We start from the raw sequence: 14,554 nt of genomic DNA, 5'->3' as shown, positions 1-14,554 counted from the left end.
GGGACATCTCCTTCACCACGCGCGTTCGGAGCGTCACCCACCGGGCATGACGATCGTACGAAAACACGAAGGAGGCGCAGGTGACCGAGGGGGACGGCGAGCCGCCGGAGGACCTGACGGCCGCCGAGGTGGGCATGTGGCAGGCGTTCCGCAACGGCACCGTGTACGACCTGAGCAGCGGCGATCGGGTGGTGGACGATCCGCACGGCGGGCGTCCGTGGGGTCCGGAGCGGACCGTGCGGGCGCGGATCGTGTGCTGGCTGCTGCTGGACGGGCCGCCCGCGCTGGCGGGCCGGGTGTCGGCGCTGAAGCTCGCCGGGGTGCAGATCAGCGACCCCGTGGAGCTGGCGGGCGGGATCGTGGTGCCGTACGTCGAGCTGCGCGGCTGCCGGTTCGAGCGCGAGGTGCTGCTGCCGGAGGCGCGCTTCACGACCCTGCGGATGGTGGACTGCGCGGTGCCGCGGCTCGAGGCGGCCCGGGTGCACACGGAGGGCGATCTGCATCTGCCGCGCTGCCGCTTCGACCGCGGCATCCGACTGACCGACGCGCAGATCGGCACCGACCTGCTGCTCAACCAGGCCGTCGTGCACTCCGACCGGCGCGGCCGCTCCATCGCCGGCGACGGCATCAGCGTGGGGCAGGACGTGCAGGCCGAGCTGCTGGAGTCGTACGGCGAGCTGAGTCTGCGCGGGGCGGCCGTCGGCCAGTCGCTGAGCCTGCGTGGGGCGCGGCTGGTCAACCCGGACGGGCGGCACGCGCTGAACGCGCCGCAGCTGACCGTGGGCCGCACGCTGTACATGACCCCGGCCGCGGTGGGCAGCGGCTGGCCGACCGGGGTGACGCCGCCGCGCGGTACGCGCATCCAGTCCTTCGAGTGCGTCGGCGGGGCCCGGCTCGACGACGGCCGGTTCGGGGACGCCGTCGACCTGGAGCGGGCGCGGCTGGAGCTGGCCGAGGACCAGGAGCTGTCGCTGCGCCGGGTGCAGACGCCCGAGCTGCGTTTCCTGGGCGAGACGCCCCGGCTGGGCCGCGTGGTGCTGTCCGGGGCGCGGATCGTGAACCTGGTCGACCGGGCGAGCAGCTGGCCGGGGCCGGGCCGGCTGCACATCGGGGGCTTCACCTACGAGAACCTGGTGCCGCACGGCCCCTTCTCCCCCGCGCAGCGCCTGGAGTGGGTGGCCGCGGCGACCGCCGAGTACAGCCCGGAGCCGTACGAGCGGCTGGCCGCGGTGCTGCGCGCGGGCGGCGAGGACGAGGACGCCCGCGAGGTGCTGCTCGCCAAGCAGCGCCGGCGCCGCGAGACGCTGCCGCTGGGCACGAAGCTGTGGGGATACGTCCAGGACCTCACGGTCGCCTACGGCTACCGGCCGGGCCGGGCCGCGCTGTGGATGGCCGTGCTGTGGGCGGCGGGCTCCCTGGCCTTCGCCCACGCCGGGCGTCCCGAGGTGGCCACCGGAACCGCGGAGCCGCCCTGGAACCCGGCCCTCTTCGCCCTGGACCTACTCCTGCCGGTGATCGACCTCGGCCAGGTCGGCGTCTGGCAGCTCCAGGGCGGCTGGCAGTGGCTGGGGGCGGCGCTGGTCCTGGCGGGCTGGGTCCTGGCGACGACGGTGGCGGCGGGGGCGACACGACTGCTGAGGCCGGGGTGACACGACCGCTCAGGCCGGGGTGACACGGCTGCTCAGGCCGGGTGGCACGACTGCTGAGGCCGGGCGGCACGACTGCTGAGGCCGAGGTGACACACGGTGACCGCTCTTTACCCGGCTTTGACCGCGGTTCGTACAACCATCGGCGGGTTCCGTGAAGGCTCTGGCGCCGGTACGAGCTGCGGTCTTTCAATGGTCGACACCATGGCTCTGCTGCCCCCGTTCATCCGCGGCGCCCGGATGTCCAAGGCTCCCGCGCGGACGCGCCCCGTCCCCGGACTGCCGGCCGACGACGAGGTGCTCCTCGACGCGCCCGACGACCGGCTCGGCCCGGCCCTGGTCGCCGCCGCGCGCGGCGAGCACGGCCCGGCCGCCGCCCTGCTCGCGGCCACCCGCGCGCACGGCGAGTGGGAGCTGCGCGACCGCTACGTCGTCCGGCTGGCGTTCTTCGCGCACTCGCGCCCGGAGTGGTTCGAGGCATGGCGTACGGCCGCCCCGCACGACCCGGACGCGCTGCTGGTCGGCGCGCAGCTCGCGGTCGACCGGGCATGGGGCTCGCCGGCGCGGCAGGAGCTGCTGCGCGAGGTGAGCCCGGCGATCACGGCCACCGCGCACGGCGACCACCGCGACCCGGTGCCCTGGCGCCTCGCGCTGGACCACGCGCGCGGCTCGCGGGCCGGGCACAAGTACTTCGGGGAGCTGTGGGAGGCGGCGGTACGGCGGGCCCCGCACCACTACGGCTGCCATGTGGCGGCCCTGCGCTATCTGGCCGCCACCTGGCACGGCGCGCACCGCGAGTGCTTCGACTTCGCCGACCGGGCCGCGCAGGACGCCCCCGAGGACGCGCTGGTGCAGGCGCTGCCGGTGCGGGCGGCCTTCGCGTATCTGACCGACGGCTGCGGCCCCTCGGTGCCCCGCGCCCGGCTGGACGCGGCGGCGGACCGGGCGATCGCCCTGTCGGCGCGGTTCCCGGCGGCCGACCCGTGGCCGGCGCAGATCCGCAATCTGCTCGCCTGTGTGCTGGTGCGCCTGGACCGTCGCACGGACGCCCTGGACCAGCTGCGGCTGACCGGCCCGTACGCCACGTCCTTCCCGTGGGACCGGGCCGGGGAGGACCCGCTCGGGCTGTTCCTGCGGGTCCGGGCGGGCCTGCTCGCGGGCGTCGGCGCGGTGGAGGTGGACGGCCCCGGGCATCCGCACAGTGGGCACGGCGGACGCGCCCGCTCGGCCGACCATTAGGCTTTGGCGCCGTGACCACCGTCCGGCTGCCGCTCTTTCCGCTGAACTCGGTTCTGTTCCCGGGGCTCGTACTCCCGCTGAACGTCTTCGAGGAGCGCTATCGCGCGTTGATGCGCACCCTTGCCAAGACTCCTGAGGAGGAACCGCGCCAGTTCGCCGTCGTGGCGATCCGCGACGGCCATGAGGTGGCGCCGAGCGCGCCCGGCATGCCGGACCCGACGGCCCTGCCCGAGCGCGGGCCCGCCGCGGGGTTCGGCGACGACCCGGCGAAGGCGTTCCACACGGTCGGCTGCGTCGCGGACGCGGCGACGATCCGGGAGCGGCCCGACGGCACCTTCGAGGTGCTGGCGACCGGCACGACCCGGGTGCGGCTGCTGTCCGTGGACGCCTCCGGGCCGTTCCTCATGGCCGAGCTGGAGCCGCTGGAGGAGGAGCCGGGCGACGAGGCGGGGGCGCTGGCCGAGGGGGTGCTGCGGGCGTTCCGGCAGTACCAGAAGCGGCTGGCCGGGGCGCGGGAGCGGTCGCTGTCGACCGGCGCGGACCTGCCCGACGAGCCGTCGGTGGTGTCGTACCTGGTGGCCGCGGCGATGGTGCTGGACACGCCGACCAAGCAGCGGCTGCTGCAGGCCCCCGACACCGCGTCCCGGCTGCGCGACGAGCTGAAACTCCTTCGCGCCGAGACGGCGATCATCCGTAGCCTGCCGTCGCTGCCGTCGCAGGACCTGACGCGCGGACCGACGAGTCTGAACTGAGGCTGGACCGAGGCATGGCGAAGAAGTCGAAGAAGCAGCAGGCGGGTGGGACGCCGGCGACGGTGGCCCTCACCGCGGCCGGCGTGGACTACACGGTCCACTCCTACGACCACGACCCGTCCCACCCCTCCTACGGCGAGGAGGCCGCCGAGGCGATGGGCGTGTCCCCCGACCGTGTCTTCAAGACCCTGGTCGCGGACGTCGACGGCACGCTGACGGTGGCGGTCGTGCCGGTCGCGGGTTCCCTGGACCTCAAGGCCCTCGCCTCGGCGGTCGGCGGCAAGAAGGCGGCGATGGCCGACCCGGCGCTGGCCGAGCGTACGACGGGGTATGTGCGGGGTGGTATCTCGCCGCTGGGGCAGCGCAAGAAGTTGCCGACCGTGCTCGACGCGTCGGCCTCCGGCCACGCCACGATCTGTGTCTCGGCCGGGCGCCGGGGGCTTGAGGTGGAGCTGGCTCCGGGGGATTTGGCGGCGCTGACGGGTGCGGTGCTCGCGCCTGTCGGGCGGCCGTAGGGGCCGGCTGACGTTCGCAGCCGGCTGCGGGCCGTCCGTGGCTGGTCGCGCCCACGCGGCGGAGCCGCATATCGATACAGCCCCGCGCCCCTTAAGGCACACCCTCTACTGCGTCTGGATCTCCGGGTCCCTCGGGCCGAACAGGGCTGTCAGGCCCAGGTGGATCAGCAGGGCGCCGACCGACCAGGCCAGGAGGGCGCCCTTCGCGCCCAGCTTCAGGGGGGCCGAGAAGGTGACGCCCTTGCCGACCTCCTTGGCGTGGGCGAGGACGTCGTCGGCCGGGCCGAGCCACATGCCCAGGCGCCAGGCCAGCAGGGAGCCGAGGAGGCCACCGAGGGCCAGGGCGACGACCAGGGGGGCGCCTCCCCTGCGACGCCACAGGAACACGGCCAGTGCCGTCACCGCGCCGAAGGCGAGAGCCAGCAGGGTGAACGTTCCGTCGACGCCGATCGCCTGTTCGCCCTCGGTGTCCTTGACGTAGACGACCCAGCTGCCGTCGACCACATCGGCGACCAGCGGTATGCGCGGCGCCAGCCAGTTCCACAGCACGCCGAGGAGCACACCGCACACCGCCACCGCGACGGTGATCACAGCGGCTTCGCGCAGCTCGGTCTTCATGCCGGGACCGTCCTGTTCGTACACCTCGTGGCCGTACCCGCTCCCGGCCACGTCCGACCGGGGCGGCCATCCCTCGTGCGGTGAGGGCGACTGACTGTGTGCCGAGTGGTCGTGCGGCGGCGGAGGCGGAGTAAGCGGTGCGGTCACCCTGACATCGTGCCAGGCCCGCCCGGCCGACGCGTCACCGGACGGCAGCCCGGCGGTACGCCCACGTCGCCACGGCCAGCGAGAACACCCCGACCCCCGCACACACGGCGAGGTCCGCGGCCACCACGGCCCAGTCGGGGTGCGCCGAGAAGGTGCGCGTGTACGCCTCGACGCCGTAGGTCGAGGGCAGCAGATCGCGGGCGAACTGCACGAACCCGGGCATCCGCTCCGGCGGCAGCACCCCGAGCAGCAGCGCCGCCGACATCCCCAGCTGCCCCAGTACGGTCGCCAGCTCCGGCCGCGGCGCGAGCAGCCCGAGCGCCGCGCCGAGCCCGGACAGCGCGGCCCCGGCCAGCGGCACCACCGCGAGCAGCATCCACAGATTGGTCAGCGGCAGCCCGAACAGCACGCACCCGAAGGCGGCCGTGACGAAGGTCCCCGGCAGGGTGAAGGAGGCGTACGCGCCGGCCGCGCCCAGCACCACGGCCGTCGGCGGCACCGGCAGGGTCGCGTAGTGGTCGAGGCCCCCGGTCGCCCGCAACTGCCCGAAGTACTGCGCGAGCAGGTTCAGCGCGACGAACGCGACGACCAGCACGGCCGAGCCGGCCACGACCGACTCCGCCTGGCTGCCGCCGTCGACGACCCCGCGCATCATGATCAGGATGCCGATGGACTGGAAGGTCGCCACGAACAGCAACGGGATGCGCGCCACCCGGGCCCGGGACAGCTGGGCCCGGTACACGGCCGCCAGCGACGGCCACAGCCGCGCCCGCGGCCCGAGCTCGGCCGCCCACGCGGCCGGCTCCTCCGCATCCAGGGCACTGCCCGGCAGCACCTCTGCGGGTACGACACTCACCTCGCGCTGCTCCCCTTCCTGGGGTCCCGGGGGTTTGGTACGGATCCGGTGGCCGTCCTGCTCACGCCTTCACCAGTCCCTGCCGTGCCGCCCCGCCCAGCGCCAGGTAGACGTCCTCCAGGCTGGGCGTGGCCAGCGTGAAGTCGTCCAGCGCGGCGAACGCGGCCCCGCCGGTGACGGTGGCGACCACCGCGCGGGCCTCCTCCGGCGCGAGCCGCAGCGTCCAGCGGCGCCCGGACTGAACGGCCCCCTCGCGCAGCGCGGCGACCTCGGGCACCTCCAGCGGGGCCCGGTCCCGCCACACCAGCTCGACCCGGACCTCGCCGGCCACGCGCTCCTTGAGCCCGGTGGGTGTGTCGCAGGCGATCACCCGGCCCCGGTCGAGGACGGCGACCCGGTCCAGGACCGTCTCGGCCTCGATCACGTTGTGGGTGACCAGCAGCACCGTCGCACCGCGTTCGGCGCGCCGACGGTCCACGGCGGACCACACGGCCCGCCGGGCCACCGGGTCCATGGCAGTGGTCGGCTCGTCGAGCACCAGCAGCGGCCGTTCCCCGACCAGCGCGGCGGCGAAGCAGGCCAGCCGCCGCTGCCCGCCGGACAGCTTCTTCAGCGGCCGCGCGGCGAGCGCGGTCAGGCCCAGCTCCTCCAGCACGGCGTCCCGCTCGGCGCGGGCCTGCCGTACGTCGAGGCCGCGCAGCCGCCCGGTCGTCTCGGCGGCCAGCGACACGGTCAGCTCGTCCAGCGCGGACGACTCCTGCCCGAGATACGCCAGGAGCCGCGCGGCCCGCTCCGGGTGCCGCACGATGTCGTGCCCGAGGATCTGCACACTGCCGCGGTCGGGGCGCATCAGCCCGGTGAGCTGGCGTACGAGGGTGGTCTTGCCGGCGCCGTTCGGGCCGAGCAGCCCGAAGATCTCGCCGCGCCGGATGTCCAGCGCCACGTCGTCGGTGGCCCGCACCTCGGGCGTGGCGGCCACACCGCGCCGGCCCCGTACCGCGGGATACGTCTTGGTCAGTCCGCGCGCCGCGCACACGACATCACCGGAGCGTCCTGGTGCCTGTGCCGCGCGCGTACTCACAAGGGACGAGAGTACGGGGTCGGCCGGGCGCCCACTCTCCCGGGTGGCACCATGACCGCAAATGCGCTCTTTCCGGCGCAACGGCGATCAACCGCGACGCCGTCGCCCGCACGGTCGCGCGGTTTCCCGTGACCCTGGGCGTGACCCGGACGGCCTACTCCCCGGCAGGGGCGTGCTCGGCCGCCGTGCGGACGTCGACCTCGCGCCAGAAGCCGGCCCGGATCGCGTACCGGTCGTGCTCGTCGATCTGGTCGTCCTTGTGCGCGAGCAGCCCGAACCGGGCCGCGTACCGCAGCAGCTCGCCGTCGACGCGGTGCGGGATGCGCGGGTACATGCCCGACAGCCGCTGCAGATGCCCCTGGTCCCCCAGCCGTGCCATCCACCGCCGCGCGAACACCTGCCCGACCTCGTACGGGTCTCCGCCGACGGTCGTGATGTCCTCCTCGCGGTCGGCCCACCGCTGCTCGGCCGTGGTCAGCTGGGCCAGCGTCGGCATGGAGGCGATCTCGGGGGGTTCCGCGGCGACGCCGGGCCGGTCGACCCAGCCTTTGTCGGAGGACCAGCGCAGGGTCGCGCTCGCCGGGTGCGGGGCGGGCTGGCCGCCGGGCGCGCGCAGGGCGGCGAGGTCCTTGGGCGTGGGCACGCCCTTGGGGGCGGGCACCCGCTCCTCGGCCGAGACGGACGCGGCGGCGGGTGCGCCGGGCTGCCGGTGCGGGGCCTCCTCGTCGGGCCGCTCCCTGCCGCTGAGCGCGGATTCGGGCAGCGGCGCGGAGAGGATCGCGGCGATCTCGGGGCGCGGCACGGGCGGCGGCGCGCAGATGCCGGTCAGTTCCTTCGCGCGGACGGCCTTGGTGATCCAGGCGCGGTCCAGGACACGGCGTTCGTCGGCCTCGGCGACGAGGTCCTCGGACTGGTTGTAGTCGCCGTCGGCGGCCTGGACGGCCCACAGGTGGACGGCCACGCCGTGTTCCTTGGCGGCCATCATGCCGGGCAGCAGGTCGCCGTCGCCGGTGACGAGGACGATGTCGGAGCAGGCGCGGTTGCGGGCCAGTTCGGTGAGTTCGGCGTGCATCGCGGCGTCGACGCCCTTCTGCGCCCAGCGTCCGTCGCTGCGGGTCAGGGCGCCGAGCCGGACGGTGACCCGGGGCATCACGCGCAGCCGGCGGTGTTCGGGCTGGGGGACGCGGTCGGGGGCGCCGTCGAACCAGTAGATGCGCAGCAGGGGGCGCTCGGTGTCGGATTCGGCGCGCTCGCGCAGGCCCTGGATGAGGGCGGCGTGGTCGACGGTGATGCGGGACCTGGAGGGCTCCCCGGCGAGGAGGCTGGCGGCGGCCCCCAGCAGATACCCGGCGTCCACCAGGACGATGCAGCGGTCCACGCGACTCACCCTCTTCCTGGGAGGTTTGCTTCGGGCTTCCTTCGAGTCTGCCCGACGGCGCGTGGGTTAACGGCCGGAACTCGATCTTCGGCGTGGCGTTTCGGAGCGCCGCGCGCCGACCGCGCCCTTCACGCACGGTAATTATCCGAAATGCGCTCGTTGTCAGCCTATGTGAATCTGGTCGCGGCCCTGGCCCCTAGATCCCCCACAGGAGGCAGATCACCATGGCCAAGAACAAGAACCGTGACCGTAAGCGACCGCAGTCCGAGCGTGCCCCGCAGTCCGCCCAGACGAGCCCGATGCACTCGGAGTCGGAGCAGATGGCGCCGCCGGTGTCTCCCGCAGACATGGCACGCAAGGGCCGGCAGAAGCGCTTCGGTCACAACTGACCTCTGCGTATGGGTTGTTGAGACCCAGGCACACAACGAGGGGCGCACCCTTTACGGGTGCGCCCCTCGCGCTGTCGTACGACGGCTCAGCCGGCCAGGCAGGACGGGCCGAGCAGCACCTTCAGATCGCCGAACAGCGCCGGGTCGGGCTTGACCCGATGGCGGTCCAGACGCAGCACCGTCGTCCTGGTCGGGCCCTGGAGCTTGATGCGGACCTCGCTGTCGCCCTTGTGATGGCTGAGGATCTCGCCGAGGCGGCTGACCATGGGCGGGGTGACCCTCGTGGCCGGGATGGTGAGGATCACCGGCGCGTTGGTGCCGGCGGCCGACAGGTCGGGGACCATCAGCTCCATCGCCACCAGCCGCGGGATGTCCTCGCGCTTGTCGAGGCGACCCTTGACGAACACCACGGCGTCCTCGACGAGCTGGGTGGACACCAGCTGGTAGGTGGCCGGGAAGAACATGCACTCGATGGAGCCCGCCAGGTCCTCGACGGTGGCGATCGCCCAGGCGTTGCCCTGCTTGGTCATCTTGCGCTGCAGGCCCGAGATGATGCCGCCGATGGTCACGACCGCGCCGTCCGCGTGCTCACCTCCGGTGAGCTGGGCGATGCCCGCGTCCGCCTTGTCGGACAGCACGTGCTCCAGGCCGAAGAGCGGGTGGTCGGAGACGTACAGGCCGAGCATCTCCCGCTCCTGGGCGAGCAGATACGTCTTCTCCCACTCGTCCGGGGAGAACTCCACGTCGAGCCCGAAGCCCGGCTCGCTGCTGCTCTCCTCGCCCATGCCGCCGAAGAGGTCGAACTGGCCCTCGGCCTCCTTGCGCTTGACCGCGACCACGTTGTCGATCATCGGTTCGTACTGCGCCGTCAGGCCCTTGCGGGTGTGGCCCATGGTGTCGAAGGCGCCGGCCTTGATCAGCGATTCGGTGGTGCGCTTGTTGCAGACCACCGCGTCGACCTTGTCGAGGTAGTCGGGGAAGGAGGCGTACTTCCCCTTGGTCTTGCGGCACTTGATGATCGACTCGACGACGTTGGTGCCGACGTTGCGCACGGCGGACAGGCCGAAGAGGATCACGTCGTCGCCCTGGGCGGCGAAGTTCGACTCCGACTCGTTGACGTTCGGCGGGAGGACCTTGATGCCCATGCGGCGGCACTCGTTGAGGTAGACCGCGGACTTGTCCTTGTCGTCCTTCACGGACGTCAGCAGCGCCGCCATGTACTCGGCCGGGTGGTTGGCCTTGAGGTAGGCGGTCCAGTAGGACACCAGGCCGTACGCGGCGGAGTGCGCCTTGTTGAAGGCGTAGCCGGCGAACGGGACCAGCACGTCCCACAGCGCCTGGATGGCTTCGTCGCTGTAGCCGTTCTTGCGGGCGCCGGCCTGGAAGATGACGAAGTTCTTCTCCAGCTCCTCCGGCTTCTTCTTGCCCATCACGCGGCGGAGGATGTCGGCCTCGCCGAGCGAGTAGCCCGCGATGATCTGGGCGGCCTTCTGCACCTGCTCCTGGTAGACGATCAGGCCGTAGGTGACCGCGAGGACCTCTTCGAGGGGCTCCTCCAGCTCCTTGTGGATCGGCGTGATCTCCTGCTGGCCGTTCTTGCGCAGCGCGTAGTTCGTGTGGGAGTTCATGCCCATCGGGCCCGGCCGGTACAGGGCCGACACGGCGGAGATGTCTTCGAAGTTGTCGGGCTTCATCAGCCGCAGCAGCGAGCGCATGGGGCCGCCGTCGAACTGGAAGACGCCGAGGGTGTCGCCGCGCTGGAGCAGGTCGAAGGTCGTGGGGTCGTCCAGCGGGAGGCTCAGGAGATCGATGTCGATCCCCTTGTTGGCCTTCACCATCTTGACGGCGTCGTCCATGATCGTGAGGTTGCGCAGGCCGAGGAAGTCCATCTTCAGCAGGCCGAGCGACTCACAGCTCGGGTAGTCCCACTGCGTGATGGTGACGCCGTCGGTGTGCCTGACCCAGACGGGGACGTGGTCGGTGATGGTCTCGCTGGACATGATCACGCCGGCCGCGTGCACGCCCATCTGCCGGACCAGGCCCTCCACACCGCGCGCGGTGTCGATGACCTTCTTCACATCCGGCTCGTTCTCGTACATCGCCCGGATCTCGCCCGCCTCCGAGTAGCGGGGGTGCTGCGGGTCGGTGATGCCGGAGAGCGGGATGCCCTTGCCGAGGACGTCCGGCGGCATGGCCTTGGTGAGGCGGTCGCCCATCGCGTACGGGTAGCCCAGCACGCGCGCGGAGTCCTTGATGGCGTTCTTGGCCTTGATGGTGCCGTAGGTGCCGATCATGGCGACCTTGTCGGCGCCGTATTTCTCGGTGACGTACCTGATCACCTCGACGCGCCGACGCTCGTCGAAGTCGATGTCGACATCGGGCATCGAGATGCGCTCGGGGTTGAGGAACCGCTCGAAGATCAGGCCGTGCGGGATCGGGTCGAGGTCGGTGATGCCGAGGGCGTAGGCGACGATCGAGCCGGCCGCGGAGCCTCGGCCGGGGCCGACGGCGATGCCCTGCTTCTTGGCCCACATGATGAAGTCGGCGACGACGAGGAAGTAGCCGGGGAAGCCCATCGAGATGATGGTGTCCATCTCGTACTCGACCTGCTTCATGCGGTCGTCCGGGATGCCCTCGGGGAAGCGGCGGTGCATGCCGCGCATGGTTTCCTCGCGGAACCAGCTGACCTCGGTGTAGCCCTCGGGGATGTCGAACTTGGGCATGAGGTCGCGCTTCTCGAACATGCCGGCGGTGTCGACCTGCTCGGCGACCAGGAGGGTGTTGCGGCAGCCCTCCTGCCAGGCGTCCGAGGAGTCGATGGCGTACATCTCGTCCGTGGACTTGAGGTAGTAGCCGGTGCCGTCGAACTTGAAGCGGTCCGGGTCGGAGAGGTTCTTGCCGGTCTGGATGCACAGCAGCGCGTCGTGCGCCCCGGCCTCATGGGCGTAGGTGTAGTGCGAGTCGTTGGTGACCAGCGGCGGGATGCCGAGCTTCTTGCCGATCTCCAGCAGGCCGTCGCGGACCCGGCGCTCGATCTCGATGCCGTGGTCCATCAGCTCCAGGAAGTAGCGGTCCTTGCCGAAGATGTCCTGGTACTCGGCGGCCGACTTCAGGGCCTCGTCGAAGTGGCCGAGGCGCAGCCGGGTCTGGAGCTCGCCGGAGGGGCAGCCGGTGGAGGCGATGAGCCCCTCGGACCACTTGGAGATGGTCTCCTTGTCCATCCGGGGCCACTTCTGCAGCCAGCCCTCGGCGTAGGCGTCGGAGGAGAGCCGGAAGAGGTTGTGCAGACCTGTCGCGTTCGCCGCCCAGATCGTCTTGTGGGTGTAGCCACCCGAACCGGAGACGTCGTCCCGCTTCTGGTGCGGCTGGCCCCACTGGATCTTGCGCTTGTTGCGCCGGGACTCGGGGGCGACATACGCCTCGATCCCGATGATCGGGGTGATTCCGGCCTTCTTCGCGGAGTGGAAGAAGTCGTACGCCCCGTGGAGGTTGCCGTGATCGGACATGGCGATGTGCGTCATGCCCATCTCGTTGCACGCGTTGAACATGTCCTTCAGCCGCGCGGCACCGTCCAGCAGCGAGTACTGGGTGTGGACGTGCAGGTGCGTGAACGGCGGCTTTGACACGGTGGGCCCTCCAGGGGAAACACTCGGCGACGGGCTGGCGGACAGTTCTGGGGTCAGCGTCGAAGTCTATGCCTCGGCACTGACACCCGGCGGGCACTCCGACGTACGGTCGTGCGTTGGAGACGGCAGAAACACTGTCGTACGTGTCATGCACCAGGAGGCTCCCAGCGATGTCGGTTCCCCAGCTCAGTGACGAGCAGCGCGGCGAGGAGATCCTGGCCGTCTTCGACACCGCCTTCGGCGAGCTCCTGGCCGCCGACCCGGCCGCGTTCCGGGTGAAGTTCCGCAAGATGGCGGCCTCCGCGTTCGCCTTCTACCGCGGCACGGCGGGGCTCTTCTACCACGACGTGGACGCCGATCGGCGGGGCGGGCCGTTCCTGGACGAGCGCACCTCGCGCGTGTGGATCCACGGCGATCTGCACGCGGAGAACTTCGGCACGTACATGGACGCCACGGGCCGCCTGATCTTCAACGTCAACGACTTCGACGAGGCCTACGTCGGCCCCTTCACCTGGGACCTCAAGCGTTTCTCGGCCTCCGTCGCCCTCATCGGCTACGCCAAGGCGCTCAGCGACGAGCAGATCACCGAGCTGGTGGGGATCTACGCGGCCGCCTACCGCGAGCGCATCCACGCCCTGGCCACCGGCGCCAAGCGCGACGAGGTGCCGCCCTTCACCCTGGACACCGCCGAGGGCCCGCTCCTTGACGCCCTGCGCGACGCCCGCTCGCTGACCCGCTTCGGGCTGCTGGAGTCGATGACGGAGATCCGCGACTTCGAGCGGCGCTTCTCCGCGGGCGGCGGCTCCATCGAGCTGGACGCGGCCACTCGCTACAAGGTGCTCGCGGCCTTCGACGGCTATCTGGAGACGCTGCCGGAGACCTCGCTGGCCCGCCCGGACTCCTACCGCGTCAAGGACGTCGTCGGCCGCCGCGGCATCGGCATCGGCTCGGCCGGGCTGCCGTCGTACAACATCCTGCTGGAGGGCCACAGCGACGCCCTGGAGAACGACGTGGTGATCTACGTCAAGCAGGCCCAGACCCCGGCGGTGTCCCGGCACATCACCGACCCGGCGATCCGGGAGTACTTCCAGCACGAGGGCCACCGCACGGTGATCTCCCAGCGCGCTCTGCAGGCGCACGCCGACCCGTGGCTGGGCTGGACCGAGCTGGACGGCGCGGGCCAGCTGGTCGCCGAGGTCTCGCCGTACGCGGTGGACCTGGACTGGGGCGACATCGACGACCCGGAGGAGATCGCGGCGGTCGTCGCCGATCTGGGCCGGGCGACCGCCTCGATGCACTCCGCGGCGGACGACACCTCCGGCGAGTCGCTGGTGCCGTTCTCCACCGAGCGGGCCATCGACGCGGCGATCGCCGCCGACGAGGAGGGCTTCGCGCCGCTCCTTGTGGACTTCGCGCACAGCTACGGCGCACGCGCGCGTGCCGACCACCAGATCTTCGTCGACCTGTTCCGCAACGGCCGCATCCCGGGGCTGTGACGCGTACCGCAGGGTTCACAGGATTCCTTTAGGGGTCCCTTACCGCAGCGCATGACACACTTTTGGGCGATGGACATCTCAGGGACCCGGCTCAGAGCCGTGCGCGCGGCGCTGTTCACGGCGGTCGTCGTGACGCTCAGCACCGCGTCGCACGTGCTGCTGTCCGGTGTCCCGCTGCCGGTGGGCACGGTCGCGGTGGTCTCCGCCGCCGTGTTCGCCGTCGCGTACGCCCTGGCGGGCGGCGAGCGCGGCTTCGGCCGGATCGCCGCCCTGCTGATCCCGCTGGAGCTGGCCGCCGACACGGTCTTCACCACCGGCCAGCACACCTGCTACGGCGCCGCGGGCGGCCCGGTCGCCGGGCCTCTGCGTGCGGTCGGTCTGGATCTGCTGTGCGCCGGCGAGGTGGGCGGCCCGCTCGCCCGGGTCACCGGCGGCGCGGGCGGCGACCGGGTCGCGGCCCTGCTCGCGCAGGCCGACCCCACGACCGCCTGGCTGCTGCTCTCCGCCCATGTCGGCGTCGGGCTGCTGGCCGCGGCCTGGCTGCGGCGCGGCGAGCGGGCGCTGGCCCAGCTGGTGCGCGCCGCCGGCGCCACCACCTTCCGGCCCCTGCTGCTGGCGGTCGCCGCGGTCGCCGTACGCCGCACCCCGGCCCGCCCCGGCCGGCCGCGCCCGGTGTGCCGTACGGCCCCGGTACGCGACCTGCTGCTCTCGCACTCCCTGGGACGGCGTGGACCGCCGTGCTCCCCCGCCCTCGCCGCCGCCTGAGCGACGGCACGGGCTTCCCCTGAGCACAGACAGTCCCCCATCCGTA

At 72.1% G+C, this 14,554-nt stretch carries 12 protein-coding genes; 7 read left to right on the top strand and 5 right to left on the bottom strand.

Going from position 1 to position 14,554, the window contains the following annotated elements; translation table 11 throughout:
* Positions 1 to 80 precede the first annotated feature (80 nt).
* From RKD23_RS27960 to ybaK, 4 genes are all read left to right on the top strand, one after another.
* A complete protein-coding gene (locus tag RKD23_RS27960) occupies positions 81 to 1,649 on the top strand; it encodes an oxidoreductase (RefSeq protein WP_424856194.1) in 1,569 nt (522 codons plus the stop codon).
* Positions 1,650 to 1,838: 189 nt separating this feature from the next.
* Positions 1,839 to 2,885: a hypothetical protein gene (locus RKD23_RS27955; RefSeq protein ID WP_424856193.1), complete on the top strand. Its 1,047-nt coding sequence runs from the start codon at positions 1,839 to 1,841 to the stop codon at positions 2,883 to 2,885.
* A gap of 11 nt (positions 2,886 to 2,896) precedes the next feature.
* Positions 2,897 to 3,637, top strand: a complete 741-nt coding sequence (locus RKD23_RS27950; protein WP_424856192.1) for an LON peptidase substrate-binding domain-containing protein — start codon at positions 2,897 to 2,899, stop codon at positions 3,635 to 3,637.
* A gap of 14 nt (positions 3,638 to 3,651) precedes the next feature.
* Positions 3,652 to 4,152, top strand: coding sequence for a Cys-tRNA(Pro) deacylase (gene ybaK / locus RKD23_RS27945; RefSeq protein WP_424856191.1), 501 nt, complete (start codon positions 3,652 to 3,654; stop codon positions 4,150 to 4,152).
* A gap of 105 nt (positions 4,153 to 4,257) precedes the next feature.
* On the opposite strand, the gene RKD23_RS27940 is transcribed toward ybaK, so the two are convergent.
* From RKD23_RS27940 to RKD23_RS27925, 4 genes are all read right to left on the bottom strand, one after another.
* Positions 4,258 to 4,917 carry an AAA family ATPase gene (locus tag RKD23_RS27940; protein ID WP_424856190.1) on the bottom strand — a complete coding sequence of 220 codons (660 nt, stop codon included), beginning with the start codon at positions 4,915 to 4,917 and terminating at the stop codon, positions 4,258 to 4,260.
* A gap of 34 nt (positions 4,918 to 4,951) precedes the next feature.
* Positions 4,952 to 5,773, bottom strand: coding sequence for an ABC transporter permease (locus tag RKD23_RS27935; RefSeq protein ID WP_424856189.1), 822 nt, complete (start codon positions 5,771 to 5,773; stop codon positions 4,952 to 4,954).
* A gap of 61 nt (positions 5,774 to 5,834) precedes the next feature.
* Entirely contained in the window at positions 5,835 to 6,809 is a 975-nt protein-coding gene (locus RKD23_RS27930) for an ABC transporter ATP-binding protein (RefSeq protein WP_404036347.1), read from the bottom strand.
* A gap of 199 nt (positions 6,810 to 7,008) precedes the next feature.
* Entirely contained in the window at positions 7,009 to 8,232 is a 1,224-nt protein-coding gene (locus tag RKD23_RS27925; protein WP_424856188.1) for an NYN domain-containing protein, read from the bottom strand.
* 224 nt (positions 8,233 to 8,456) lie between these two features.
* On the opposite strand from RKD23_RS27925, the gene RKD23_RS27920 reads away from it, so the two are divergent.
* Positions 8,457 to 8,621: a hypothetical protein gene (locus RKD23_RS27920; RefSeq protein WP_424856187.1), complete on the top strand. Its 165-nt coding sequence runs from the start codon at positions 8,457 to 8,459 to the stop codon at positions 8,619 to 8,621.
* An 86-nt stretch (positions 8,622 to 8,707) separates the two neighbouring features.
* Here RKD23_RS27920 and dnaE read toward each other — a convergent pair whose 3' ends face one another.
* Positions 8,708 to 12,247: a DNA polymerase III subunit alpha gene (dnaE, locus tag RKD23_RS27915; protein ID WP_424856186.1), complete on the bottom strand. Its 3,540-nt coding sequence runs from the start codon at positions 12,245 to 12,247 to the stop codon at positions 8,708 to 8,710.
* Positions 12,248 to 12,417: 170 nt separating this feature from the next.
* Here dnaE and RKD23_RS27910 point away from each other — a divergent pair, with 170 nt between their 5' ends.
* Both RKD23_RS27910 and RKD23_RS27905 read left to right on the top strand, forming a co-directional pair.
* Positions 12,418 to 13,743 carry a DUF2252 domain-containing protein gene (locus RKD23_RS27910; RefSeq protein ID WP_424856185.1) on the top strand — a complete coding sequence of 442 codons (1,326 nt, stop codon included), beginning with the start codon at positions 12,418 to 12,420 and terminating at the stop codon, positions 13,741 to 13,743.
* A gap of 69 nt (positions 13,744 to 13,812) precedes the next feature.
* Positions 13,813 to 14,508 (top strand): hypothetical protein, encoded by a 696-nt coding sequence (locus RKD23_RS27905; protein WP_424856184.1) that lies wholly within the window; start codon positions 13,813 to 13,815, stop codon positions 14,506 to 14,508.
* The last annotated feature ends 46 nt before the right edge of the window (positions 14,509 to 14,554 follow it).

Source organism: Streptomyces sp. SAI-170 (assembly GCF_049739565.1).
In the GTDB taxonomy this organism is placed as follows: domain Bacteria; phylum Actinomycetota; class Actinomycetes; order Streptomycetales; family Streptomycetaceae; genus Streptomyces.
This window is presented reverse-complemented; position numbering and strand designations above follow the sequence as displayed.

Coding starts and splice junctions, on each gene's coding strand:
- RKD23_RS27955 (WP_424856193.1), top strand. CDS start 1,839: ATGGTCGACACCATGGCTCTGCTGCCCCCGTTCATCCGCGGCGCCCGG.
- RKD23_RS27910 (WP_424856185.1), top strand. CDS start 12,418: ATGTCGGTTCCCCAGCTCAGTGACGAGCAGCGCGGCGAGGAGATCCTG.
- RKD23_RS27905 (WP_424856184.1), top strand. CDS start 13,813: ATGGACATCTCAGGGACCCGGCTCAGAGCCGTGCGCGCGGCGCTGTTC.
- ybaK (WP_424856191.1), top strand. CDS start 3,652: ATGGCGAAGAAGTCGAAGAAGCAGCAGGCGGGTGGGACGCCGGCGACG.
- RKD23_RS27920 (WP_424856187.1), top strand. CDS start 8,457: ATGGCCAAGAACAAGAACCGTGACCGTAAGCGACCGCAGTCCGAGCGT.